This window comes from Rhizobium sp. O111 (genome assembly GCF_055616315.1).
The window spans coordinates 613,696-637,156 of record NZ_JBSHXL010000003.1 but is presented as its reverse complement, the minus strand read 5'-3'; the positions used below and the strand labels follow the sequence as shown (position 1 = coordinate 637,156).

Sequence of the window (23,461 nt, the reverse complement as noted above, 5' to 3'; positions counted from 1 at the left end):
CCAGTAAAGGAAGCCTAGTTCTAATCCAGGCCGAGCTTCTTACGAAGGTCTGCGTTTTCGGCACGGAGCTTCTGCGCCAACGACTTGCGAAGCCTCTGATTTTCAGATTCGAGCGCAATCAGATCAGCGAGACCGGCGGCTCCGACAGGAGTGGAAGGTTCGAGGTTTTTCTTGCCTTTCGTGACCTTGAGCGAAGCTGCCTTGGTTGCAACCTTTTGTGTCGGTTTCGCCACGACGCTCACGGAGGACCCCAGGGACACCGACTTGGTTTTCGATGCACGTTTGGAATTCTTCTCGGCGAGTGCGGCGGCCATCTCTTCCTTGCTTCGACGGCGCGCACGCGTTTTCTTAGGTTGTTCCTGCGACACCGCCGGCTCTGCGCTTGTCGGATTTTCGGAAATTTCGTCGGCCATGAACGTCTCCTAGATAATTAACAGCCTTGTTTGTACCGTACAAAGCAGAGTGTCAACATTGTCGTCCACCCCGCGACGGTCTTGGCGAACGAAGAGCACGAAGGTGGGCGGGAAAATCCATCAAATCGAGAACGTTTCAAGTGCCCCGTCAAGTTAGCTGCGTGGAGGACAGGCCATGAACCATCAGTTTGAACACGAACAGGATGCCGTGCGGCTTTCTCTCGATCTGCTCAAACACAAGCATCTTCGCGGGTATCGCACATTGGCTCCTTCCGATGTCTCCCACACGGCGTCTCCTTGAAATTCGTCGACCCCGAAGCGCAGATCGCAACGCCCCGGGGAAGCTGGCCGTTATGCTATCTCAATCTCGGTTTGGACGGGACCAGATAAGCTTGAGATCGTCCTCTCCCTCTACGTCGGCGAGCGTTGCGTAGATTGGAGCGGCGAAACTAGGATCGTCGAGCTTGATCGACAGGTAGTCACGGCCTTGGTCGGAGGTCTTTTTCCATGCGGCTCCAAACTCAACGGCGCCTGAGTAAATCCTGTACTGAGGTCCTTTCTCGGAGGGGCTTTCAACTCGGTCAATGCGTGCCTTGATGTTCATTGCCAGCGTACGAATAGAGCCGGTGTAGCCGCTCTCGGTAGCGGCAAAAGTCCCAATCGTTGCCATTCTTCGTTCCTTTCAATTCTTGGTGCTCCGGACTTCGCGCCGGCAGCTGTTGAAAAGGGCCATCAGAAACTAGCCCGCCGATATAAGGCGCAAGGGAGTACGGCGCGGCAAGTCGCAGATCTGCGAGTAGAGGTGGAGCGTGATGCGCGCTGGTGACATTGGCTCGGCGCGGATCAGGTGCGCGCCCAGCTTAAACACGTTTGGCGAAACATGTTCTTGGCGTCACGAGCAGCGGCGCGCCGCGCTACTATTCGCGGACGCCCTCAAGACAAGTAACAACATGATTGCCCCTTGCCGTGTCCGCGAAGATCCGCCTCCACTAAAGGCGGCGCTCGTTGACTTGGCCTGCACTTATAGGGCCAGCGAATGAATCGTCGTAATACGCTATTGGACCGGCGCCACGCAGATGACGACCTTTCCTCCGGGAACAACGTCAACAGCGAGAACAACCATGAGAAAGATTCATGCCGCCATGTTGGTCGCGGTATCGAGCCTCTGCCTGGCTCCGGCACTTCACGCCGAGACCCTTGTCGTCAACAGCTATGGGGGCCCATACGAAGACATCATCCGGCGCGAGATAATTGAACCATTCGAGCGGCAAACGGGCATAGATGTCGTCTACGACGCTGTCGGCGCGGCGTCGCAGGACTATGCCAAGATCAAGGCAACCAGGGGCCGCCCGGGTTTTGATGTCGTTGTGATGACCGCCTCTCAATCGTTGCAAGGCTGTCACGATGGCGTGCTGGAACGACTTGATCCTGTAGCCATCCCTAACCTTCGCCACGTGGCACCCAAACTCGCCGGCTCGGCGGGCCCTTGCGGCGCTGTCCACGAGCTTCAGTACATGTCGCTCCTGTACCGGACCGATAAGATGGCGTCACCGCCCCGGTCGTGGTCCGCGCTTGCATCGCCAGAACTAAAAGGCAGGATCGTGCTGCCGACATTCCAGAATATCATGGCGCTGTATCTGGTCGAGATTTTCGCGACCATGAACGGCGGCGATTTAACGGGGAATCTTAACCCAGGCTTCAAGGCGATGTCCGAGGTTGCAAGGCAGTCTATCGGATTTGAGCAGAGCTCGGCAATCTTGGAAAGCTATATCAAGGACGGAACGGTCTGGGCCATGCCGTTCTGGAACGGTCGCGCCCAACTGTTGGTGGAGAGTGGCTTCCCGGTCGACTACGTTCGACCGCTTGAAGGGACCATTCCACTGATCGCGACGCTCAACATTCCGATCTCGGCGGAACACAAGGCATCTGCGAGGAAGTTCATCGATTTCTTTCTGGACAAGACCAGTCAGGAAGCGTGGGTGCGTGCTTACAAGGTTGGCAGCGCACGGACAGATATCGACGTTCCAGATGAAGTGAGAGCCCGACAGATCACGACGGAAGCGGACCTTGAAAGTCTGCTCTTGCCGGATCTCTCCGTTATTGCCGCACGCCTGCGAGAGTGGGGAGAGCAATGGGAGCGCGACGTTGTCGCGCATCAGGAGTGAGGAAGGAACATGACCATACTCGCACTTGATCTCCCCGACCGGCGACGCGGCTCGCGCCACAGTTTCTTACCGGCTTTCGGGCTGTCGCCCGCCGGCCTCATGCTCGTATTCTTCTTTGCAATGCCCATGGGGATGATGATCGGGACAAGCTTCCACGATCCGTCCTCGGGCGCCCTGGGCCTCCAAGCTTATGAACGGTTCCTAAATGACGGCTTGACGCTGAAGGGCTTTTGGCGAACCGCGATAATGTCATGTCTCGTGGCGGTGGCCGCGACCGCGCTGGCATTTCCACTAGCCTATTATCTCGCACGTACGAAAAGCAGATTTCGCATCGTTGTTCTAGCGCTCGCGCTTGCTCCGGAACTCGCAGGGGTCGTGCTGCGAACCTATGGATGGCTCATTATTCTGGAAGATCGCGGCTTCATCAATGACATCCTTCTGCACTGGGGTCTTATTGATCAGCCGTTGCGCTTATCGAAGAACCTTTTCGCGGTGGTGGTGGGCCTCACGCATGTGGTCCTTCCTTTTGCGATTCTGTCGCTCACGACAAGCATTCAAGGCATAGATCAAAATCTCGAACGAGCAGCTCAGATGCTCGGCGCAAACCGGCTCTCGGTCATCACAATGATCCTCGTGCCATTGTCAGTGCCCGGAATTGTCAGCGCGCTCCTGTTGTCGTTCACGATGGCGGCGAGCGCCTATGCGACCCCCGCGCTTCTCGGAGGAGCAGGCTTCAAGGTCCTCGCGACCATGATATCCGAACAAGTGCTCTTTTACGTGGATTGGTCATTCGCCGCGGTCATGGCGAACGCACTGCTCGTTCTCATGCTCGTTGTCTCCTACGCTGGCTTGAACGTCGAGACACGTCTGCGCGACAAGCGCGGTGAAAGACACGGAGGTTGAAATGAACCGGCTGATTTCCATTCTCTTTTGGTCTGCCCTCGTGATTGTTCTGACATTTATCACGCTTCCGCTGCTGGTGGTCGTGGCCGCATCGCTAAGCCCAACGGCCGACGTCACCTTCAGTCCATCGGCGTGGACGCTTCGCTGGTATCAGGACCTCGTCTCGCAGCGATGGCTGGCGCCGTTCGCGCTCAGCGTGAAAATCGCGATAGCGGTGTCGCTGATAAGCGGCATCATTGGTACGCTCGCCGCTTACATCGTGGCTTTCGAACGTATCCCAGGCGGCAGCGCGGTCATGGCCGCGCTTTTGTCCCCGCTTTCAGTTCCACAAATTGTCAAAGGGGTCGCGATCGTTCTGTTTCTCTCCATCCTTGGCCTGCAGCCCCTGCTTGGAACGCCCTCCTTGATCGCAGCCCATTGCGTGCTCGCGCTTCCTTTCGTGATTAGAATGGCCGCCACCGCGATCGCGAATTTCGACGGCAACCTTGATCGGGCGGGTCAAGTCCTAGGTGCTAGTCGCTGGCAGCGGGTCTGGCATATTCTGCTTCCGGCGATTAAGCCGGGTGTTCTGTCCGGCATGACGTTCGCGTTCGTTATTTCCTTCAACAACATTCCATTGTCCGTGTTTCTCGTACGTCCCGGAGACACGACGCTCCCCATAACCGTGATCAATTATCTCGAATACAGCCTCGATCCGGTCCTGGCGGCGGTCAATGTGGCGTCGATGATATTCATCCTCGTCGTCATCCTCGCATTCGAAAAATTTGGCGGCTTCTCCGCCCAGCTTCATGGAGGTAGCAAATGAGCGAACTTGATATCGAACTGGTTTGCGTAAGCAAGGCGTTTGGCGCGATTTCGGTCGTCAAGGACATCGACCTGCAGATCCCGAAAGGCGAGTTCGTGAGCGTTCTCGGACCGTCCGGTTGTGGCAAGACCACGACGCTCAACATGATTGCCGGCTTCAACCGGCCAAGCCGCGGAGACATCAAAATACGAGGTCGAAGTCAGGTAAATGTGCCACCAGAGGCGCGAAATATCGGGCTTGTCTTCCAGAACTACGCGCTCTTTCCTCATATGACCGTGGCTGAGAATGTCGCATTCGGCCTCAAGATGAAGCGAACCCCCAAGATCGAGATCGCTTCAATCGTGGAAAAGAGCCTGCGTGGCGTACATCTCGAAAAACTGGCTGATCGTTACCCGAAGGAACTTTCCGGTGGACAACAGCAGCGTGTCGCCCTCGCCCGCGCCTTGGCACCCAGGCCATCCGTTCTTCTCCTGGACGAACCACTGTCAAACCTCGACCTGAAACTGCGGGAATCCATGCGTGGCGAGCTGAAGGACATACAACGTGAGCTCAACATGACCTTTGTATATGTCACCCATGATCAGGAAGAAGCGATGGCGATGTCAGACCGCATCGTGGTCATGTCGAACGGGGTCATCGCCCAGCAGGGGAAGCCGGATGCACTCTATCGACATCCAGTTTCAACCTTCGTGGCGGACTTTATCGGCCGATCGAACATCATCGGTGTTGAACGGATGGTGAAGCGACCGGGAGGTTGCGAGGTGGCGGTCACCGGCAGCCAGATTACACTGAGGGTGGCTGTCGCGCCCTCTCATGCAACACCGCACTATGGCGTCATCCGCCTTGAGGATGTGCTCGTGTTGGGGGACACGCCATTCGTGGCCCAAGAACACCTCAACGTTCTGGAAGGTCGACTTGATCGCGTGACGAATCTCGGGGCGTCCCTGGAGTTGTCAATTCAGATCGGCTCGGGCCTTTCTCTTTGCGCGGCGGTCCGATCGGCGGAAGCAGGCTTTCTGCCGGCGACGGGCGAGCCGATAAGGCTTGGGATCGATCCCTCGGCTGTCACGCTCCTGAAGGAGTAGCAATCGGTCGATAACCATCGCTTATCAATGCAACTGCTTCTTTATTGGAGCACGCGTCAAGCTCCCAAATAAGATCAGGACAGCCTCAAAAGGAGGCTCATCCGCAGGAGATACGAGAATGTTGACAAGAGAAAAGATAACCGCGGTCCAGCATGACAGCAATGTCTGCGCGGACATCGTGGGTTTCGACTTCGCTCGCTATGATGAGCGCGATATCAACGAGATCCGCAAATACTGGCTCCAGTATGGGGTCATTCGTTTCAAGCATACACGCATTACAGACGACCAGCAGGTGAGGTTCTCGCGACACTTCGGTGAATTTGTTATTCATCCAAAGCAGCTGCAGGAGGGTGGTCACCCGTCCCACCCAGAAATTCTGGTGATCAGCAACGCAATGAAGGACGGAAAACCAAGCGGCGCGATGGGCAACAGCGAAGCGACCTGGCACACGGATACCTGGTTCTATGAGAAGCCGCCAGCAGGCGCCATCTTGCGCGCCATAAAAATTCCGCCTTCGGGCGGAGATACCTACTTCCTTTCCACCTACATTGCATATGAGACGCTACCGGCCGCGCTAAAGGCAGCCATCGATGGCCGGCAGATCTTCTTCCAGAACGTTTATGACAAGACCGGGAAGATCAGACTCGGGAAAGAGGAGCCAAGCAGCCGGGACTTTCGAGAATGGAGCGGTATTGTCCACCCTCTGGTACGAACACACGGCGAAACGGGACGAAAAGCCCTTTACCTTGGTGGCACATCGGATGGCGCATGGATTGTCGGTATGAGCATTCATGAAAGCAATGCCATACTCGCGGAGCTGTGGGATCACACAACGAACGGTAGCCACGTTTTCGTTCAGAGCTGGGACGAAGGAGACATCATGATGTGGGACAACCGCTGCACCATGCACCGACGCGATTCATTCGATCCTTCTTTCGTCCGCGTCATGCACCGCACGACGACATCCGGCGAACGCCCGATCTAAGCCGGACAAGAGAGGTTCTCGGCCATGGCTGGACTTTATCGGCTCTTTGAGCGCCATCCACCCCTGTCATCAGAGTTAGTTGAGCTCTTGTCTCTGGTCGAGACGGCCACGATCGGCCACACCGAACATCTCGGGTTCGTTGGAGCCGGTATCGTTCCGCTATTCTCGGCTCGTGTCGCCGGGGTGGCGGTGACCGTCGCGGCGCCTGGCCGCGACGGTGCCATCATCTATCGCGCCGTCGACCAACTTTTGCCAGGCGATGTATTGGTTATTTCCCGCGTCGACGGCGACGATATCGCATGCGTTGGTGGAGGTGTGGCCACTGCAGTCAAGGCCAAGGGAGCGGCGGGAATCATAATAGATGGGCCGTGCACCGACCCGCAGGAGATCATTGCTACTGGTCTGCCGGTATGGTGCAGAGGCACGTCTTCCAAAACCACCAACCGGCGGTTCAACATCGGCGGATCGCTCAACGTCCCGATAGCTTGTGGCCGAAGCGCGATCCTACCAGGTTACGCCATCCTCGCCGACTGCTGCGGTGTCTTCGCAACTGAGCGTCAGGCCATGCGATCGATTGCCGAGAACGCACTCGCTCGCCAGAAACGCTCCACGCTGATCCGCGACCATCTGGCCGCTGGTCATTCAATATTTGATTTCAAGGAACCTGCACGTGAAAATCGCATTGATTCAGATGAGCTCTCAGCCTGATCTTCGCCGCAACCTGGCTGAGGTCGAACGCATGATGACTGAAGCGGTCGCCGGCAGTCCCGATCTCATCGTTCTTCCCGAGCATTTTGATTGGATGGGAGGATCTTCCGACGATAAGCGCGCCGCGGCCGATTTCGTGCCGGGAGGTCAGGCGTACGAATGCGTCCGAGATTTCGCGCGACGACACCGCGTCTTTGTTCATGCTGGCAGCCTCATGGAGCGATGCTCGCAAAGCGGCAAGGTATTTAACACGACTGTCATTTTCGATGCTAAAGGAAGCCGTGTCGGAGCGTATCGCAAGATCCATCTCTTCGATATCACCACACCAAATGGAGCGCGGTATGCCGAATCCACGGTCGTCACGGCGGGAGATGATCTCCTTGTCTATGAGCTGAAGGGGTGGAAGATCGGGTGCGCGATCTGCTACGATTTGCGCTTCTCACGCCTCTTCGACCGGCTAGCGCAAGAGGCCGTCGACATCTTCATTCTCCCCGCCGCGTTCACACGACAGACGGGGGAAGCCCATTGGGAGGTCTTGTGCCGCGCGAGGGCGATCGAGTATCAGGCCTTCTTTGTCGCATGCGGTCAATGTGGCAGTTACCCCGCCTTGAATGGCGAACCTCGAGAAACATTTGGCACATCGCTGGTTGTTGACCCTTGGGGCGAGGTCATTGCAAATGCGGGCCAAAAGCCATGCGTCCTTCATGTCAAGCTTGACCGAAAGCGACTTGAAGATGTGAAGGAGCTAATTCCCATGGCAAGCCATCGGGTCGACATGAACACGCCGCGGATGCAGGTTCGGCACTCCAGCTGACAATACTTTCCGTTCGCCGGAAAACTTCATCAAGATTTACTCCTCCCTTATCCCGGCTCCTCCTAACCTTCTTGTACAACCAAGGAGGTACTGGAGATGCAAGAAACCCATGCTCCAAACACGCACTCACAATTCCTCTCCGCGGCCGCACTGCGTGATGCTGGCGCCGAGTTGGAGACCGGTGAGATGCTCGCGGCGATGGACAATGCTTGGGCGGATATTCGCTCCGGCAAAGCGTTCGGATCAAAGGCGGTTTTGTCCCTCCCGGAGGAAGACTTCTGGCGCGATGGCGCCGTTGCACACCGCAAGGAGGAGTTCGCGGATGAAAGACTGGGTTGGAAGCTTTCATGCCTCTACAGTGTCAACGAGCGCTATGGAGGAGTGAAAATTATTGGCGCCAATGCTTTCAACCGGCAGCTGGGCCTACCGCGCTCCACCTCGACGATCGTTCTCTTGGAAAAGAAGACGTTACGGGTGCTTACGGTGATGGATGGAACCGGTATCTCTGCTCGCCGCACGGGCACCTATGCCACCATGGTGCTGGATGCTTTTTGCCGCCGAGACAAACCGTTGTCGGTTCTGCTTTTCGGAACAGGCCCCACGGCCCGCGCCGTGGTGGAATGTCTCAGCTTCCGATATGCCGACCGCATCGGCAAATTCTCAATTCAGGGCCGATCGATTGACCGGGCATCGCAGTTTATCGATGCGATCGATTTTCCAAATAGCCTGAGCCTTCAGCCAGCCGAGAAAAAATCACTGGCTGAAAGTGATTTCATTATCACCGCGACAAACGCTCGTGCCCCGATTTTTGATAGGGACGAGTTGGCCCGTGACGCCGTCAGCCTGCATCTTGGCGGGGACGAGGTTCCCGAGAGCTACCTGCGGCGGGTGTTGCGGACGGGCTTGGTCGTCTGCGACGACCTTCGTACTGTATCGCATCGGAACTCGCAAAGCATTGCACTGCATTTTTCCCGGCGTGGTCTCTCACTGGCGGAAGTGGGGCCGCTCCTGGGGCTTCAAGACCTGACGACAACAGGAGCGACAGCCGCTCGGCACGAGGGACCTATTTGTGTCACATGTGTCGGACTACCAATGCTGGATCTCTACGCGGCACAGGCTACCTACGAGAAATATCGCCGGCTCACAGCATCGGATCGAAGGTAGCCAGCGATGTTCATATCCCAATTGCTTGGCAAACACATAGCGGACGTCGCCCGGCGAGGACCACCGTCAGGCACAAGCGACACCGTACTTCGTCTCGTGCTCGACGCCGTGGGGGCAGGAGCGGCCGGCGCGATCTGCGCCGGGCCCCGTGCCGCGCGCCGTTCCGTTTTACCAATCTTTGGATTGGGCGACGCGCCAATCTGGTTTTGCGGCACGGGCTCGAGCGTGTCGGGAGCCGTACACTGTAATGTCGCCGCGTGTTGTGCGCTTGATGTCGATGATGGCCACCGAGCCGCGCGCGGTCATCCGGGCGCGGCGGTCGTCGCGACAGCTCTCGCGCTTGCACAGTTGCATGATCGCCCAGCCGATCGGTTCTTGGCTGCGATCGTCGCAGGCTACGACGTCGGCGTAAGAATTGCGGCGGCACAAAACCCCATCGGGATTACCACGCGACAATCAGGCCGATGGGCGAGTCTCGCGTCCGCTGCAACGGCGGCTGCATTCTTGGGACATCGGCCAGAAGTGATTGCGCGGGCTCTGTCGATCGCGGGCGTGCTCGCACCCAATCAGCAGGCCAATGGTAGCTCCGGCTACTCGTCGCTTACTGGAAACGATGTAAAGGAAGGCATAGCATGGAGCAGTGTCACGGGATTGATGGCGCTGGAACTGGCCTCTAACGGGCATACTGGCCCTGAGGATTTCCTCGATCATCCGAGCTTCTACGACGGTGAGAGGATCCTGTTCGATCTGGGAAGTCGATGGGAAGTGAACGGCCTGTATTTGAAACCGTATGCCTGTTGTCGCTACATTCATCCAGCACTCGACAGGCTTTGCGACCTGATCGAGCAGAACAATATCCTCGTTGATGACGTTCGCTCTATTGAAGTCGCGACCTTCGCCTGGGCAACAAAACTTGGCAATCGAACCAATCCTGACAATCTGATCGAGGTGCAGTACAGCCTTCCCTATTGCCTTGCGGTGGCAATCGTCGATGGGCCCAAGGCGCTGCTCCCTCCGCGTACTGATTGTCTCGGTCGCCCCGACATCGAAGCTGTCGCGAAGAGAGTGAAAATATTCGTACGTGACGATATCGACGCTCTCTTCCCGTCTGAGACATTGGCAATCGTCAGTGTCGTGACCAGCACAACTCGCGTGACATCCGCACTTGGAACTCCTTTTGGCGATCCGCGCTGTCCCATGCTTTGGCCAGATGTCGAAAGGAAAATTCGTGTCCTAACGCGAGACGTTCTTGCCGCCCAACAACAAGGAGAAATCATCGACGCCGTGCTTGCGCTTGCATCAGGAGAAATCTCACCGCTGCTCAGTGCGCTAAAGTCGATCTCTCTCGACGAGGACGCTCAACAACACTTGTGACGACATATCAGCCTCGGTTTACGACGATCGCGCGGAAATTACGTCCGCCGTGAGCGAATCGAAGTCTACTCGGGAATAAACTCGCCGATCCCGCCAAGGCACAACTTGCCTTATTGCGAGGTGGGGCGACCCAGCGCCACTCCGGCGCCGGGTTGCCCCGTTGAGTCACGAGTATGGGGATTGGCAAACCGCGCGGACGCCCGCGCGAGGGACATACGTGTTGTCGCTGGCTCGATAAGTCTTATAGCGCGACGCGCACCATTCGTAGTGACGAGAACTGACCCGCGCGGGGCGGTTGGCATTATTGACGGCGCCACTGATCAGAGCCCCGGCGCCAAAAGCCGCGAGCGGGTACCACCAGCCATCGGAATGACGGCGGTAGCCCCGGCGATGGTCGCGATAACCGCAGTGGCCGTGATACCAGCCCTCGCGGTGATCCCAGCGACGATACTGAATTTGGTCGACATTGGCGGTGACCTGCCTTGCCGTCGTCGGCGCCTGAACTTATCCGATAACCTACATCACGATTGAGGTGCGGGACTTCACTTCCAGCGGACAGCCGTCGCTCGGGATTGAAGCGCCAGACAGGATGCGGTAAGGCACTCTTTCCAAGTGTCGTGAATAAACTTCATCGTCGCCGCGACTTTCATGTCAGCGATCCATAATCGCGGTGATGGGCTTTGGCGTTCATCGAGCTGGAGGGAATGCGGCATCCGCACCAATCGATTGCTGAAACGGAGCATCCTGCGTTGAGAAGACCAACACGCCAGTTCACCGTCGAGGTCAGGTCGTCAAATCGTCGATCGTCCCTCAAACCAACCTCAATATGGGGTGACATTGACCTGAAGGCGCTGGTCCGTGAGGCCGAGGCTGAAATCGCACTTGATAGGAGCCCGGTCCCAACGCCAGTGGATCCCCCGGTAGAGGTAGCCCTGGAAGAGACGGTGGCGCCTCCTCTCCCCGTCGATGACAATCACGAACAAAACGAGGTTGGACCTGAAGTTTCAAGTGCAGGGGTTGCCAACCAGATCGACGTCGCTCTGCCCGTGCAGGTCGTCGACGCCGGCGAAGAGGCGACCCAGCAGGCGGCACGGCCCCGCAAAATCAAGCCTCGGCGACGTCCGGCTCGAACGGTCGAATCTGTGCCCGCTGTTGTCCCTGTCGATCAGACTGATGTTGACCGGCTGCTGGCCGAAAATCATGAGCTCAAATTGCTACTCCGCCAGAAGCTATTGCGAGACAACGCTTTATTGCGAGACATGTTGGATCGGAACTAAGCCTGACACCAGCGCTCTCGTTCTTCGGCGAGATAACCTGTTTTTTGTCCACGTGGCCGGGATTGCCATGCCTTCGTCGCAGCCGATCACTCGACGATCGGGCTAACTTTCTTTTGACGAAGATAGGGGGTCGTAGAAGGCTCGCGAGATGTCATCGACTGGCTGATCGCGGAGGGCACCGCCAGCCGAGACCGACCGTCAATCGATGGCTCGAAAGCTTTCCTACCACTACGTACGTACCCTCAATGCCCGCTCAGTTCTGTCGGCGATCTGTGTAACGGCGTAGGCGATCACCATGTAGATCACGACGGCGACCAGGAAGGCTTCGAGGTAGTAGAAGTTCAAAGCGGCGGTTAGCTGCGACTGAGCGAAGATATCGACGACCTCAATGGCGAAGCCGAGCGACAGGGCCTTCATGATCACCATGAAGGAATTGGCGAGATCGGGGATCGCCGCGACGATGACCTGCGGCAGCATCACACGACGGAAGAGCTGGCTCCTCTTGTAGCCCAGCGAATAGGCGGCGTCCGCCTGGCCGGTATCGAACGAGTTCAACGCCCCCTTGACGACCTCCGCCTGGAAGGCCGCGACGCACGCCGTCAGCGCCACGATCAGCGTTACCCAGTTCGGCGTCGAGTGGCCGTTGTAGTCGATGCCCGCAAGTGCGGCGAGGGCGTGCAGGGTCGATGGAAGGCCGTAATAGGCGAGGAAGATGACGATCACCATCGGCACGCCCTTGAAGGCGACCTTATAGGCAACGACGAGCTGGCGAAGCACCGGGATCTTCCGGTACTCAACCATGGCAAACAGGCTGCCAACGATCGTCGAAAGCACGAAGATTGCGAGCGCCATCGCCAGCGTGAGCGGCACCGCGCCCAGGATTTCGTGGAGATCGGGAAGAAGAACTTCGCTGTCGAACATGATAGTTTCCTTCCCTGATCAGACGCTGGCCATCAGCGGCGCGCTGACGGTCTTGTCGTTCGAAGCATATTTCCCCGAGCGGCGCTCGAAGAAGCGCACGATCGCCCACGCAACGAGGCACAGCACCGAATAGAGCACCGCGAGCACGAGATAGGTCTCGAACTGGTATTGGTTGTAGTCGCGTTCCATCACCAGATGGGCCGTCGCCATCACGTCCGCCGCGCCGATATACATGACCAGCGCCACGTTATGGATCAGGTAGATGATCGCGTTTCCATAGCCGGGAAGGGCGATATGGAGGGCCTGGGGCGCGACGACGCGTAGCAGCTTCCGCCGGAACGTATAGCCGAGGCTGTCGGCCGCATCGTGCTGTCCGCGCTCGACCGCGAGATAGGCGGGACGCATGACCTCCGAGAGGTAACCGCCGTGATAGAGGCTGAGGCCGAGCATGGCCGCAATCGTCGGCGAGACGAAGTCTTCGATGCCAAAGACACCAACAAGCACCGGAAGGCCATAGAAGGCGACGAACAGCTGAAGAACAACGGGAACGCTGCGGGCGTAGGATACGTAAAGATCCGCCAGCTGGCTGATCACCGGAATCCTGCGCACCCGTAACGCTGTTGTGATCAAAGCCAGCACGAAGCCGGCGACCATGGCCGTGAACGTGATCGCAAGCGTCAGCGGCAATGCCGAGAGCAGCTCGGGGATCATTATGGAAAGGTCCACTTCGGAACACTCCTTCTTTCAGTCTGGGGCCCGGTCGCCGGCTTCAAAAGCCCGGCGTTACTTCATGTACGTGGTGATGTCTTCGCCGAACCACTTCCGCGAGAGCTTGGCCAGCGTGCCGTCAGCCTTGAGTTCCTTCAAGGCCTTGTCGATGCCATCGGACAGCGCCTTGTTTTCCTCGGAGCGGTGGATGAGCACGAAGGTCTGGTTGATCGCGACAGGCTCGCTCGCCTGCACTTTGAGCTTCTGCTCGTCGATGACGGTCTGCTCGCCGAGGTTCGACGGCAGAACGAGCGCGTCATACTTGCCGTTCTCGACTTCCTTCAGGCGGTCGGGGTAGGGAATGCCGGCGCTCGAAGCGGTGACCTCGATCTTGTAGTCGGGGTTCTTTTCCTGCCATGCGGTCGCGAACTTGTAGATGCCGCCGCCGGCGGTCACCGGCACGATCTTCTTGCCGACGAGATCCTTCATTTCCTTGATGCCGCTGTCCTTGCGGCTGTAGATTTTGATCAGGCTGGCGCCGATCGGCGCTTCCGGAATGAGGAACTGCTTTTCGCGCGCCGGAGCGCGGTAGTAGCCGCCCGTGGCGATGTCGTACTTGCCGGTCGCAAGGCCGGTTTCCTGGGCGATGTCGGCAGCGCCTTCCATCACGAACTTGTACTGCGGCAGCTTGGCGTTGATCGCCTTCAGCACGTCGGGCTCGTAGCCCTGCGGCTCGACGCCGATAGCGCCCCAGGACAGCGGCTTGGATTCGGCCGATGTGGCGATCTTGATGGTGCGGACGTCTTCGGCGAACGAAGCGGTTGCGAATGCGATCGCGACGCCTGCGACGGCGAGACCGAGACCACGGCGAGAGATTGAACTCATGGAAGTCATTTCAGGCATCCTTTCTTTACTGGATCGTACGTTCGGAATTGAGGAACTGTGCGAGGCGCGGGTTGGAAGGCGTATCGAAGATTTCGGAGGGGCTACCATCGGCCGCGACGACACCCCCGTCCATGAAAACGATGCGGTTCGAGATGTTCTTGGCGAAATGCATCTCGTGGGTGACGAGCAGCGAGGTGATGCCGGACGATGTGACGTCCTTGATCACCTTCAGGACCTCGTTGACGAGTTCGGGATCGAGCGAGGAGGTCGGCTCGTCGAACAGCATGACATCGGGCTTGACCGCGAGTGCTCTGGCAATGCCCGTTCTCTGCAACTGGCCGCCGGAAAGCTGGGACGGATAGTTGTCGAGCTTGTTCGACAGCCCGACCCGCTCAAGCTCCTGCAGCGCGATCGCACGGGCCTCGTCCTTCGACTTGCCCTGGACGACGACCAGCGGATCCATGACGTTCTGGATAACAGTCATGTTCTTGAAAACGTTGAACTGCTGGAACACCATCGCCGTGCGCAGGCGGATCGCCTGGACGGCGGCCTTGTCGGGACGCGCGAAATCCATCTTGATGTCATCGAAGGCGATGGTTCCGGATGCCGGCTTCGCCAGGTGATTGATGCACTTCAGCAGCGTCGTCTTGCCGGTGCCGCTTGGGCCGATAATCGACACCACGTCGCCTCTTTTCACGGAGAGATCGACGCCGTTCAGGATCTGGGTGGTCCCGTAGGACAGCTTCAGGTTCTTGATCTCGAGCATTGCGGGTCTCAGTTCCTCTGGAAAGATGGTTCGGAATGCGCTTCGGCACCGTCGTCGGCCCATTCGTCGCCGAGGAGTTCCGGCGTGTCGAAGGCTTGCAGGTTGGCGAAATGCGCTTCGCGGTCCTCGACGAAGAGCGACCGAACGATGCCGCGCGCCAGACGGTCGGCACCTTCGCTGATCGCCGGAATGTCGCCGGTAACCTTGCCGTGGCTTAGCGTCGCCGGGAAATTGAAGCAGTGGATTTTAGACAGCGTCGGGCAGGAACCCGGCCGTTTTTCGAGAAACTCGAACGCGCCACCGAGATCCGGCGAGCCCTCGAGCTCACCATTCGCCATGCCCGCCGGCGTCGGGAAGCGATCGCGCCACAGCCGGATATGCGGTTCGAAGCTTGCCAGTTCCGGCCGGTTGGTCAGGTCGATCTTGAAACCGGTTCCGAAGATCAGGAAATCGACGGGATAGCTGCCGCGCGGCGTGGTGACGACGATATGGTCACCTTCCTGACGCAGGGCGCTGATCGGGCTTTCGAGATGAAGATGCGCCTGCTCGAAGGCGCTGACGCGCAGCACGCTCGGGCGCGGCGGCGGCGTCTGCTCGCTCATGGCATAGTTCAGGAAACGCCACTTCCATTCGTCCGGTAGCCCGGCAAAGCCATGAACCACGCCCTGGCTGCCGATACCGGTGAACTTGTTGATGGCGGGAAGCTTGCTGCGGCGCACGAACATGTCGAGACGGGCGGCCCCCGCCTCCAGCGCGCTTGCCGCGTTGTCCATGGCCGAGGCACCGGCCCCGATCACGCCCACGCGCTTGCCGCGCAGTGCGCCGAAGTCGACTTCGTCAGCCGTATGCGCCCAAAACTTGCGATCGATACTCTTGGCGATGTCCGGCACGAACGGACCGCCGAGCCCATCGCGCCCCGTTGCCAGCACGACATGGCGGGCAACGATCGTCTCCTTGGCGCTGCCCTCAAGGCACGTGATATCGAGCATACCGTCTTCACGCGGGAGGATGCTGTCGACAGAGACGCCGTTGCGCACCGGCAGCTCGAGCACTTTCCTGTACCAGATCAGATAGTCCATCCAGATCTCGCGCGGCGCGCGATCGAGCGCGACCCATGCCTCGCGGCCGAAGCGCGCTTCGTAATAGGCCCGAAATGTGAGCGCCGGCAGGCCCATCGCCGGCCCGGTAAGCTGCTTTGGCGAACGCAGGGTTCGCATGCGTGCAAAGGTGACCCACGGCCCTTCCTGCCCCGCCGCCGCCTTGTCGAGCACGACGTGATTGGCGACACCGAGGCGCTTCAACATGCCGGAGGCGACAAGCCCTGCCATCCCGCCGCCGATGACGACGACATCGACGACTGGCCGACCATTGACGTCGCGCGTGGGAACCCAGGATTTCGCCGGCAATTCGAGCCATGAGAGATCCTGACGCAGGCGCTCCTCTAAAGCTGTGATATTGTCGGGATGTGCGGAAAGGTCGCTCATACGGGCGTTCCCTCTGAAATAATAGTTTGGCCGTAGACACTGTCGGCCAGCGCGTCGGTGCCGTTCGCCTCCAAAAGACGGCAGCCGGGCATTGCAAGCGACTGCACCCGCGCGGCATCGATAACGGCGGAGACCGTCGGCGTCAGCGGCAGCGCCGCGGCGGAGATCGCACCGAACAGGAACGGAATGTGCTGATCGAGCCGGCGCATGACGACGCCATCCAGCGGCATGCCGCAGACAGTTGCCGGCTCCACGATGGCGACGCCCAATCCGGCGCGCACAAGCGACAGCGCCGTCAGCGACGCATTGACGTCGATGATCCGCTCGGGCGCGACGCCGGCGCGCTCAAGCGCTTCGTCGACGCGGTGGCGCAGGCGGTATGGGTTGGCAAGCGTGATCAGCCGACGATCGGCGATATCAGACAGGCGAACGATGTCGCCGCTCGCAAGCGGATCGTCGGCGCCGATGGCAACGACACAGGGCGCTTCAGCGATCCAGTGTATCTCGAGGCCGGGATGCTCGAGCGGAAGGCTCGATATGCCGAGATCGGCCGAGCGAGCGATCACGGCCTGAACCACATTTTCGGCCGCGAGCGACTGGACGTGCAAATGACGGGGGATGAGGTCGGCGGGCAGGGCGGCCAGCGCCTGTGGAAGGATGCCTGCCGCAAGCGACGGCGTTGCCGCCACGGTCAGCGTCGCCGGCTCGTCACGGCCGATAGCCTCGGCGCGCTCGCGTATATGGATGAGGCTGGCAAGATGACGTTCGACCTCGGCGTGAAAGCGCAGGCCGCGCGCCGTCGGCTGGATGCGCCCGCTGCTTCGATGCAGCAGCGCGTAGCCGAGCTCGGCCTCCAGATCCTGGATCAGCCGGCTGACGGCTGGCTGCGACCGCCCGAGCAGACGCGCCGCTCCGGTCACGGAGCCCGCGGACATCACGGCCGCAAAGGCTTCAAGCTGGCGAATGTCAATTGAGTTGCTATGCATACTTAACATCAACCACTATCTGTCATGCATTAAAAGCATGAGTTTTCTATAAATGCACCCGAGAATAGATAATTATTTTGCATGACATCAAGGGGCTCATGCTAATTTGACATGACTGGCAGCCCGATCTAACTGGCGCTCTCCAGCGGATTGCAAAGGAGCCTCTTTTGACACTCATAGAAACGCTTGCCGACGTAAAACCTGGCTCGGCGCTCGCCGAGGCAATGGAGAAGCGCGCGGAGATCCTGCGTCTCAGCGAGGCCGCGCACGATGCCGTCCTTCTGCCACGTGATCCCGGCGGACTGTCGCATGGCTTGCGTGCGGCACTTGCCGCGCGCATGGCGCGGCACAACGGCAACGAAGCGCTTGCCGACCACTATGATGAACTGGTGAAACGCGCCGCGGAAAACGAAACCGTATTGCTCGCGCAGCCCGGCACCAATGTCGGCGATCCCCGTACCGCCGAGATCGTCCGCCACGCCGACCGCCTGACCGTGGCACCGCGCGAGGCCACGCGCGGCCATATCGAAGCATTGCGAAGCGCGGGCATTACCGACGCCGACATCGTCCGCCTGTCGGAGCTTGCCGCCTTCGTGAATTATCAAGTGCGCGTCATCGCGGGCCTGACACTGATTGGAGCAAGAAAATGAGCGAGACGGTCCACAGCTTCACCACAACGGTTCCTCGCTGGCAGCCTTATGTCGTTCCTGTTGATCTTGAGACCGCGACCGAGGAGCAGCGCGAGGCCATGCAGGTCACGCCTTCGAACAAGGGCATATCGACCTATGTGTTGACGCTCGCGCACGATCCTGAATCGCTTGCCGTTCGCTCGCCCTTGTTCAATCTGATCATGTACGGCAAGGACGGGCTTTCGCTCGGCGAGCGCGAACTGGGCGCCACCGCCGCATCCGTCGTCAACCGCTGCGTCTACTGCGCCGCCGTCCACGCGTCGCGCTTCATAAATTACACCAAGCGCACCGACGTCATCGACACCATCTTCGCCGACGAACTCGACGCCGAACTCGACGAGCACCTGCAGGCGATCTTCGACTTCTCGGCGCATCTGTCGACGACGCCGCCAAAGGCGACGCAAGCCGATGCGCAGGATCTGGCCGACGTCGGCCTGTCCGAGCTTGAATCCCTGGACCTGGTCCTGTCGTCGGCGATCTTCGGCTGGGCGAATAGACTGATGCATACCCTGGGCGAGCCCTTAAGGGACTAAGTCAGGCTCAAGGGTGCGCGCCCTCCCAAGCGGATCCACGGAGGGCGCGGTATCCTGACGGTAACTCGAGGAAGAGAACCATCGAAGGTGGAATTCGGCTCAGGTCGTTGACGGAATACTCGACGAAAGTTTCAGGCTAGCCTACCATCGCATGTTCAGATCGATTGAGGCTGCTGTCGCCGTTCATGGCGGCCGAGGATGACACCGTTGCGAACGACAATTCTGCCTTTCTTGATCACATGTCTTACCCTTGAGAGATTGTGCCCTTCAACGATCGCGATATCGGCGAGCCGTCCAGGCACAATCAATCCTCTATCGGAGGCAAGTTCTGGAAGGGCGCGGGAAACGTTCCCGGTGGCCAGGGCGACGGCACGCGCAAGGCTCGAATGGCCGAGCCGCACCATTCGATTCACCGCATCAAGAATAGGATCCCAGTCGCCACCGGCAAAATCGGTCGACAAGGTATCGACAAGTCCTTCCGAAACGAGAGCATCGAGATTCGTCGGCTGATTGCGCCAGCGCGTGGAGACGCAATCAAGCGTCGACACATCGATTGTTACCCCAATTGAGCGAAGGCTTCTCGCCGTGGACACACATTCGTCAGGCTCGAATGACGGATGATTGCTGTGAGCCGCGATCATTCGCGCCCTGGGATGAGTGACAGCCAGGCCTATCAGCGTTTCCGCCGTCGGCGTCGCATTGTGGAATATCGCTGGCAACCCAAGTCGACTGGAGGCTTCGGCGATCTCCGCGAGACCCCGCAATGAAGCCGACACAGGCGGCATGACAGTGGCGCGGATGAGTGCAGCGAGCGCTGAAGCATCGATCACGGGGTGAAGCATCGAACCAAGCAATAGATCATCCAAGGCCTTGAGATCGGTGACGGTTTGGTCGAGTTTGCGGCCAACAACCGCCTCTTTTAGCGCGCGTGCAAGATTTGGATGAATGCGTATGGCCGTCGCTTCGTGAATAGCGTCGGGAATGAACCGGTAATCCTGGGCGCCACCGCCGAGCGTCTGGCCACCGCCCGCCTCGCCCAAGGCCTTCGCACCGGCCTTGATCATGGCTTCAATCGTCATCTTGTGGTGGCGTTCACCCAGGCCCGCGCCATCGATGGCGATCGCGGCCGCGAGATTGGCGGGAGTATGAGCTGTCGAGACCGCCACCTCCAGGGGATGATCAATTGGCGCCGTCGCGATCTCATCGGTCAGTGGAAGCCCGCACACATTGAGAAGCGTGGTCGTGCCCGAGAGGAGATGTCGGTTGAGATGGTATTCGATATCACTTGGCGCGAAAGGGCTTGATCCACTAGGCATGGTGGGTCCCAACGTGCATCCATGAGCATGGCCGTTGATGATACCCGGCAGGATCGTGCAACCAGTGGCGTCGATGACCCGCGCGCTAGTGGGATAATCGATGACGCCCGCGATAACGTCCACGATCGCTTGGCCGGCGATCAGAACGTTTCCAGTCTCAATCTCGGTTACACCGTCGCCCGTGACGATACGTCCGTTGACGATCATCGTGTCCAGCCTTTGCTTGATCATGATGCTTCACCTCCATCTGGGGTACCGGCCAGCCCGTAACCGAGACCACGCACCGAGCGGATCGGATTGCCATGAAACCCCGGTCCGAGCAGCCTGCGCAACGTGGCGATGTGAACATTGACGGTTCGTGGGTCCACGAAGACATTGCTTGGCCAGCATCTGGCAATGATTTCGCGCCTAGAGAACACGCGCCCCGGATGACGCAGGAAGATGTCCAGGATCATGAACTCGATGCGAGGAAGCTCAACCATCGCGCCGTCATGCCAAACCCGCCAAAGAGCTGGATCGAGCGAGATTCCGCCATGTGAAAGTCGCACCTGTCTTCGTTGCGGCGCCAAGGCAAACGCGATCTGGCGTGCGGCGCTGGACGCGGTGAACACGCGGTTGGCACCAGCGTCTCGATAGGTTCGACGCTGGCTACCACCCAGCCGAGCAACCACGACAACCAACTGAAGGCGACTTGAGGTCCGGCTGTCACGAATTTCCCGGCAGGCCGTAAGCGAGGCAGGTAGGCGGGCGTCAATCAGCACGCCGTCGACATCAAGCCGCCTCACGGCGGCCACGGTTTCTCGCGCGGTTCGACGAAAGACCGTGTTCAAACCCGATCGCTCGAGGACCTGGACGACCGCTGAAAATACGCCAGGCTCCCGCGATCCGATAATTATTATCGGTCGCATGGTGGTATTTGCTCAAATGTTGTTCAGATGGCCAAAGATCTCACGAGGTCGAACGGGGTTCAATCGCTCTTTGCAACCGGGGGATTAAGAATTGTATCGGTGTCACGAAGGTATGTTGGATTGAAGAGGCCCTTCCCGCGTGTTGCCCCGCTCTTGAATGCGGTGCATTGCTCGGGATCCGGGATCTAATCGCTTGCTTTTCCCATCGGCTGGGGCTCCCGCTCCCGCGAAAAAGCCTCCGTGGGAGGTACGGAGGCTTTTTCCCGACGCCGGTTGTCGGCTGGACGTCCGGATAGCACCGGCGTCCATTTCGCCAACCAGCGACAATCAAGAAGGTTCCGCGATTAACTTTTCCGTCGTTGCCGGACCAATCGCGTCCAGGCGTGGTGGGAAGGCGGTGCCCAGATAATGAGCGGTGGGGCGCGTCTGATCCCCTCTTTTTTCATCCTTGGCAACTCGAATGAGTGGCCGTCAGACTGATAGCGCGCCTGGATGAATACACGCCTATCTTGATTGGTGTTTGAACACCGCTCAGTGCACGATCGTTCGCGGACCAGATCACGGAGAGATCAACGATGTGCAAAAGCCCAGACCCGACCGAACGCCTCTTCCCGCACGATGTCCGGGGCACCGAGAATGGAAGGTCCAAACCCTCTTCATGTGCCGAATGCCGCCTGTCGAGGTTAGGCTGCCCTGGGAGCCGGCAGGCCAAGATACTGGCGCTCGAGGAACGCGAGGGCGGCGCGCGTCACGGATAACCCGGGAGTACGCACCATTACCATCAAATCTGAGAGTTGGCGCCAGCCGCCGCGAGTGCAACTATAGGTACAGCGCCGGTCGCCGGGACCGGCGTATGCACCGACTGGAAGCCACATTGGATGACGCCTCCTCAAGCGCCGGCCCGCGGGCCGGTGTCGCCATGCTATCCTTGGAACACTCAGCACCAGATGACAATCTGGTCTCAGCCATTCGAGCCATGTCGCTCGATGCTTTTCACGTGTCCTCGATCCTCAAGCTCAGACGCCTGCTGATCTCGACTCGCGTTGATCTGGTGATCATCGTTGCGTCAGGCGACGCCGAGGCTGGTATCCGACTGTGCGGGCAAGTTCGCGCGACGAGCGACATTCCATTGATCATCATTCTTCCGGGGAACCGGGAAGATATGATCGAGATGGCATTCGATATCGGGGTCGACGACTGTTTTTCCGCCTCTCTCGCCATGTCGCAATGTCAGGCGCGGATCAGGGCGCTTTTGCGGCGCGCCGCCTATGCTCTCGGTCATCGAGCCGACCCCACGGTCATTCGTTTTGGCGAGTTCATCCTTCATCCTCGAGAGCGGGTCCTGAGGGACCTGAAGGGAACAACCATCGATCTCACCTCGACGGAGTTCGAGCTGATGTTGACCTTCTGTCGAAACCCTGGACGCGTCATGACGCGGGAGGAGCTGCTTTCGCTCACACACACCGGGCTCGCGGGGCCGGTCACACGCACGATCGACGTGCATGTCAGCCGGCTGAGGCAAAAGCTCGAACCGCGAAGTAACAGTCCGACACTGCTCAAGACGGTCCGACTTGGAGGATACATACTGGTCGTCGACGTCACATCGGACTAACGCAACGCCTCGCCCTGGATTTGTTAAGTTTTGTTGCGGCTTCGCGCACGTGTTGAAGCTCAAGCTAGCCGACGATATTCATATCAAAATGGATATATTTAGCCGGAGAAGCTATCAATGGCACGGTCGAACGTGCCGGCTGGCGATATTTTTCCAGCTCGCTCGACGGTGTCCGGTCACAGCGTCCTAACTTGGGAGAGATGGATGAGTTCAAGGGCCTTACTTGCAGGTGTCATCGACTGTGCCTTCTCGATCGGGTCCGAACCCGCGCTTCAAAAGGCCATTGGGCGTGTCGCCAAGCGCAATGGGTATGACAGTTTTGCCTATCTCAGCCTGCGCGCGGCAACCGCGCAAAATTTCGCGATCTCGAACTACGCGGCCGAGTGGCAGTCGCTCTATTTCGATCGCTCCTACATGATCGTTGATCCCATCATCACGATGGGAAAGCGCTTGATGCGGATTTTTAGATGGTCTGTCGACGCCGAGCGCAAACTCGCCAACGCCGATCAGCGGGGTTTTTGGGACCAGGCATCCGACTTTGGGATTCGAAACGGTCTGACAATCCCGATCACAACGGGATACGGCCAGGTCGCCATGCTGACATTCGCGACGTCGTCGAAAGGACCGCCACATGATGTCGTGGCCTCCGACATTGCCCTGGCCGCGACGGCGGTGGCCTTCCTGCACCAGCGCTTTAGGAATTCCTCGAACCCAACAATGATGCGCAAACCCGGCCTTACGGATCGCGAAGCACTTTGTGCGCGATGGGCGTCGACTGGAATGCCAATGCATGAAATCTCCGCGATAACTGGGTACTCATTCCACACTGTCAGGTTTGACCTCGATAACGTCAGGGCAAAACTGGGAGTCAGGAACCTGCAGGAGGCACTCTGCGTCGCAATAGCAATGCGTCTGATCTGATCATACGCAGTGTTCTCGCACGTCTTGATGGTTCGCCGC

Annotated in this window: 25 protein-coding genes and 1 pseudogene; 15 read left to right on the top strand and 11 right to left on the bottom strand. The window is 58.9% G+C overall.

Features of this window, described 5'->3' with window-relative positions; genetic code table 11:
* Positions 1–20: 20 nt before the first annotated feature.
* Entirely contained in the window at positions 21–413 is a 393-nt protein-coding gene (locus ACVTFQ_RS28750; RefSeq protein WP_413395425.1) for a hypothetical protein, read from the bottom strand.
* Positions 414–588: 175 nt separating this feature from the next.
* Here ACVTFQ_RS28750 and ACVTFQ_RS28745 point away from each other — a divergent pair, with 175 nt between their 5' ends.
* A complete protein-coding gene (locus ACVTFQ_RS28745; RefSeq protein WP_413395427.1) occupies positions 589–714 on the top strand; it encodes a hypothetical protein in 126 nt (41 codons plus the stop codon).
* A gap of 60 nt (positions 715–774) precedes the next feature.
* Here ACVTFQ_RS28745 and ACVTFQ_RS28740 read toward each other — a convergent pair whose 3' ends face one another.
* On the bottom strand, positions 775–1,083 hold the full coding sequence (locus ACVTFQ_RS28740; RefSeq protein ID WP_111564253.1) for a DUF736 domain-containing protein: 309 nt from the start codon (positions 1,081–1,083) through the stop codon (positions 775–777).
* 451 nt (positions 1,084–1,534) lie between these two features.
* Between ACVTFQ_RS28740 and ACVTFQ_RS28735 the strand changes: the two genes are divergently transcribed.
* The 9 genes from ACVTFQ_RS28735 (at position 1,535) to ACVTFQ_RS28695 (ending at position 10,416) form a co-directional block, all read left to right on the top strand.
* A complete protein-coding gene (locus ACVTFQ_RS28735; RefSeq protein ID WP_111564254.1) occupies positions 1,535–2,578 on the top strand; it encodes an ABC transporter substrate-binding protein in 1,044 nt (347 codons plus the stop codon).
* A gap of 9 nt (positions 2,579–2,587) precedes the next feature.
* Complete coding sequence (locus ACVTFQ_RS28730) at positions 2,588–3,481, top strand: ABC transporter permease (RefSeq protein ID WP_413395430.1); 894 nt, start codon at positions 2,588–2,590, stop codon at positions 3,479–3,481.
* Position 3,482: 1 nt separating this feature from the next.
* Positions 3,483–4,286: an ABC transporter permease gene (locus ACVTFQ_RS28725; RefSeq protein ID WP_111564255.1), complete on the top strand. Its 804-nt coding sequence runs from the start codon at positions 3,483–3,485 to the stop codon at positions 4,284–4,286.
* Entirely contained in the window at positions 4,283–5,371 is a 1,089-nt protein-coding gene (locus ACVTFQ_RS28720; protein WP_111564256.1) for an ABC transporter ATP-binding protein, read from the top strand. Before ACVTFQ_RS28725 ends, ACVTFQ_RS28720 begins: the two co-directional genes overlap by 4 nt.
* A gap of 118 nt (positions 5,372–5,489) precedes the next feature.
* Positions 5,490–6,356, top strand: coding sequence for a TauD/TfdA dioxygenase family protein (locus tag ACVTFQ_RS28715; RefSeq protein ID WP_111564257.1), 867 nt, complete (start codon positions 5,490–5,492; stop codon positions 6,354–6,356).
* A 24-nt stretch (positions 6,357–6,380) separates the two neighbouring features.
* Positions 6,381–7,064, top strand: a complete 684-nt coding sequence (locus tag ACVTFQ_RS28710; RefSeq protein ID WP_111564258.1) for an RraA family protein — start codon at positions 6,381–6,383, stop codon at positions 7,062–7,064.
* A complete protein-coding gene (locus tag ACVTFQ_RS28705) occupies positions 7,027–7,878 on the top strand; it encodes a carbon-nitrogen hydrolase family protein (protein WP_111564259.1) in 852 nt (283 codons plus the stop codon). The genes ACVTFQ_RS28710 and ACVTFQ_RS28705 overlap by 38 nt, the downstream gene beginning before the upstream one ends.
* A 96-nt stretch (positions 7,879–7,974) precedes the next feature.
* Positions 7,975–9,042 (top strand): ornithine cyclodeaminase, encoded by a 1,068-nt coding sequence (locus tag ACVTFQ_RS28700; protein ID WP_111564260.1) that lies wholly within the window; start codon positions 7,975–7,977, stop codon positions 9,040–9,042.
* 6 nt (positions 9,043–9,048) lie between these two features.
* Positions 9,049–10,416, top strand: a complete 1,368-nt coding sequence (locus tag ACVTFQ_RS28695; protein ID WP_111564261.1) for an MmgE/PrpD family protein — start codon at positions 9,049–9,051, stop codon at positions 10,414–10,416.
* Positions 10,417–10,581: 165 nt separating this feature from the next.
* Here the strand turns inward: ACVTFQ_RS28695 and ACVTFQ_RS28690 are convergent.
* A pseudogene (locus tag ACVTFQ_RS28690) lies at positions 10,582–10,896 on the bottom strand (BA14K family protein); the annotation flags it as partial.
* 200 nt (positions 10,897–11,096) lie between these two features.
* Here ACVTFQ_RS28690 and ACVTFQ_RS28685 point away from each other — a divergent pair.
* Complete coding sequence (locus ACVTFQ_RS28685; protein ID WP_112991241.1) at positions 11,097–11,693, top strand: hypothetical protein; 597 nt, start codon at positions 11,097–11,099, stop codon at positions 11,691–11,693.
* A gap of 228 nt (positions 11,694–11,921) precedes the next feature.
* On the opposite strand, the gene ACVTFQ_RS28680 is transcribed toward ACVTFQ_RS28685, so the two are convergent.
* The 6 genes from ACVTFQ_RS28680 to ACVTFQ_RS28655 are packed head-to-tail and all read right to left on the bottom strand — an operon-like array spanning position 11,922 to position 17,443.
* On the bottom strand, positions 11,922–12,614 hold the full coding sequence (locus ACVTFQ_RS28680) for an amino acid ABC transporter permease (RefSeq protein WP_111564263.1): 693 nt from the start codon (positions 12,612–12,614) through the stop codon (positions 11,922–11,924).
* Positions 12,615–12,632: 18 nt separating this feature from the next.
* Positions 12,633–13,340, bottom strand: coding sequence for an amino acid ABC transporter permease (locus ACVTFQ_RS28675; protein WP_112949668.1), 708 nt, complete (start codon positions 13,338–13,340; stop codon positions 12,633–12,635).
* Positions 13,341–13,397: 57 nt separating this feature from the next.
* Positions 13,398–14,216, bottom strand: coding sequence for an amino acid ABC transporter substrate-binding protein (locus ACVTFQ_RS28670; RefSeq protein ID WP_111564265.1), 819 nt, complete (start codon positions 14,214–14,216; stop codon positions 13,398–13,400).
* Positions 14,217–14,232: 16 nt separating this feature from the next.
* Positions 14,233–14,973: an amino acid ABC transporter ATP-binding protein gene (locus ACVTFQ_RS28665; RefSeq protein ID WP_111564266.1), complete on the bottom strand. Its 741-nt coding sequence runs from the start codon at positions 14,971–14,973 to the stop codon at positions 14,233–14,235.
* An 8-nt stretch (positions 14,974–14,981) separates the two neighbouring features.
* Positions 14,982–16,457, bottom strand: a complete 1,476-nt coding sequence (locus ACVTFQ_RS28660; RefSeq protein WP_470424358.1) for an NAD(P)-binding domain-containing protein — start codon at positions 16,455–16,457, stop codon at positions 14,982–14,984.
* Positions 16,454–17,443, bottom strand: coding sequence for a LysR family transcriptional regulator (locus ACVTFQ_RS28655; protein ID WP_111564268.1), 990 nt, complete (start codon positions 17,441–17,443; stop codon positions 16,454–16,456). The genes ACVTFQ_RS28660 and ACVTFQ_RS28655 overlap by 4 nt, the downstream gene beginning before the upstream one ends.
* 167 nt (positions 17,444–17,610) lie before the next feature.
* On the opposite strand from ACVTFQ_RS28655, the gene ACVTFQ_RS28650 reads away from it, so the two are divergent.
* The gene (locus ACVTFQ_RS28650; RefSeq protein ID WP_111564269.1) at positions 17,611–18,093 is read left to right on the top strand and encodes a CMD domain-containing protein; all 483 of its coding nucleotides are present in this window, start codon (positions 17,611–17,613) and stop codon (positions 18,091–18,093) included.
* Entirely contained in the window at positions 18,090–18,665 is a 576-nt protein-coding gene (locus tag ACVTFQ_RS28645; RefSeq protein WP_112435705.1) for a peroxidase-related enzyme, read from the top strand. Before ACVTFQ_RS28650 ends, ACVTFQ_RS28645 begins: the two co-directional genes overlap by 4 nt.
* Positions 18,666–18,820: 155 nt before the next feature.
* Here the strand turns inward: ACVTFQ_RS28645 and ACVTFQ_RS28640 are convergent, their stop codons facing one another.
* On the bottom strand, positions 18,821–20,212 hold the full coding sequence (locus tag ACVTFQ_RS28640) for an amidohydrolase family protein (RefSeq protein WP_112982064.1): 1,392 nt from the start codon (positions 20,210–20,212) through the stop codon (positions 18,821–18,823).
* Positions 20,209–20,811: a winged helix-turn-helix transcriptional regulator gene (locus ACVTFQ_RS28635; RefSeq protein ID WP_162724918.1), complete on the bottom strand. Its 603-nt coding sequence runs from the start codon at positions 20,809–20,811 to the stop codon at positions 20,209–20,211. Before ACVTFQ_RS28635 ends, ACVTFQ_RS28640 begins: the two co-directional genes overlap by 4 nt.
* 931 nt (positions 20,812–21,742) lie before the next feature.
* On the opposite strand from ACVTFQ_RS28635, the gene ACVTFQ_RS28630 reads away from it, so the two are divergent.
* Both ACVTFQ_RS28630 and ACVTFQ_RS28625 read left to right on the top strand, forming a co-directional pair.
* Entirely contained in the window at positions 21,743–22,501 is a 759-nt protein-coding gene (locus tag ACVTFQ_RS28630; protein ID WP_470424357.1) for a response regulator transcription factor, read from the top strand.
* Between the two features lie 204 nt (positions 22,502–22,705).
* Positions 22,706–23,422, top strand: a complete 717-nt coding sequence (locus ACVTFQ_RS28625) for an autoinducer binding domain-containing protein (protein WP_112949663.1) — start codon at positions 22,706–22,708, stop codon at positions 23,420–23,422.
* Positions 23,423–23,461 lie beyond the last annotated feature (39 nt).

Coding starts and splice junctions, on each gene's coding strand:
- ACVTFQ_RS28645 (WP_112435705.1), top strand. CDS start 18,090: ATGAGCGAGACGGTCCACAGCTTCACCACAACGGTTCCTCGCTGGCAG.
- ACVTFQ_RS28720 (WP_111564256.1), top strand. CDS start 4,283: ATGAGCGAACTTGATATCGAACTGGTTTGCGTAAGCAAGGCGTTTGGC.
- ACVTFQ_RS28750 (WP_413395425.1), bottom strand. CDS start 413: ATGGCCGACGAAATTTCCGAAAATCCGACAAGCGCAGAGCCGGCGGTG.
- ACVTFQ_RS28680 (WP_111564263.1), bottom strand. CDS start 12,614: ATGTTCGACAGCGAAGTTCTTCTTCCCGATCTCCACGAAATCCTGGGC.
- ACVTFQ_RS28710 (WP_111564258.1), top strand. CDS start 6,381: ATGGCTGGACTTTATCGGCTCTTTGAGCGCCATCCACCCCTGTCATCA.
- ACVTFQ_RS28695 (WP_111564261.1), top strand. CDS start 9,049: ATGTTCATATCCCAATTGCTTGGCAAACACATAGCGGACGTCGCCCGG.
- ACVTFQ_RS28625 (WP_112949663.1), top strand. CDS start 22,706: ATGAGTTCAAGGGCCTTACTTGCAGGTGTCATCGACTGTGCCTTCTCG.
- ACVTFQ_RS28640 (WP_112982064.1), bottom strand. CDS start 20,212: ATGATCAAGCAAAGGCTGGACACGATGATCGTCAACGGACGTATCGTC.
- ACVTFQ_RS28630 (WP_470424357.1), top strand. CDS start 21,743: ATGCACCGACTGGAAGCCACATTGGATGACGCCTCCTCAAGCGCCGGC.
- ACVTFQ_RS28655 (WP_111564268.1), bottom strand. CDS start 17,443: ATGCATAGCAACTCAATTGACATTCGCCAGCTTGAAGCCTTTGCGGCC.
- ACVTFQ_RS28730 (WP_413395430.1), top strand. CDS start 2,588: ATGACCATACTCGCACTTGATCTCCCCGACCGGCGACGCGGCTCGCGC.
- ACVTFQ_RS28725 (WP_111564255.1), top strand. CDS start 3,483: ATGAACCGGCTGATTTCCATTCTCTTTTGGTCTGCCCTCGTGATTGTT.
- ACVTFQ_RS28740 (WP_111564253.1), bottom strand. CDS start 1,083: ATGGCAACGATTGGGACTTTTGCCGCTACCGAGAGCGGCTACACCGGC.
- ACVTFQ_RS28670 (WP_111564265.1), bottom strand. CDS start 14,216: ATGACTTCCATGAGTTCAATCTCTCGCCGTGGTCTCGGTCTCGCCGTC.
- ACVTFQ_RS28660 (WP_470424358.1), bottom strand. CDS start 16,457: ATGAGCGACCTTTCCGCACATCCCGACAATATCACAGCTTTAGAGGAG.
- ACVTFQ_RS28735 (WP_111564254.1), top strand. CDS start 1,535: ATGAGAAAGATTCATGCCGCCATGTTGGTCGCGGTATCGAGCCTCTGC.
- ACVTFQ_RS28745 (WP_413395427.1), top strand. CDS start 589: ATGAACCATCAGTTTGAACACGAACAGGATGCCGTGCGGCTTTCTCTC.
- ACVTFQ_RS28715 (WP_111564257.1), top strand. CDS start 5,490: ATGTTGACAAGAGAAAAGATAACCGCGGTCCAGCATGACAGCAATGTC.
- ACVTFQ_RS28700 (WP_111564260.1), top strand. CDS start 7,975: ATGCAAGAAACCCATGCTCCAAACACGCACTCACAATTCCTCTCCGCG.
- ACVTFQ_RS28665 (WP_111564266.1), bottom strand. CDS start 14,973: ATGCTCGAGATCAAGAACCTGAAGCTGTCCTACGGGACCACCCAGATC.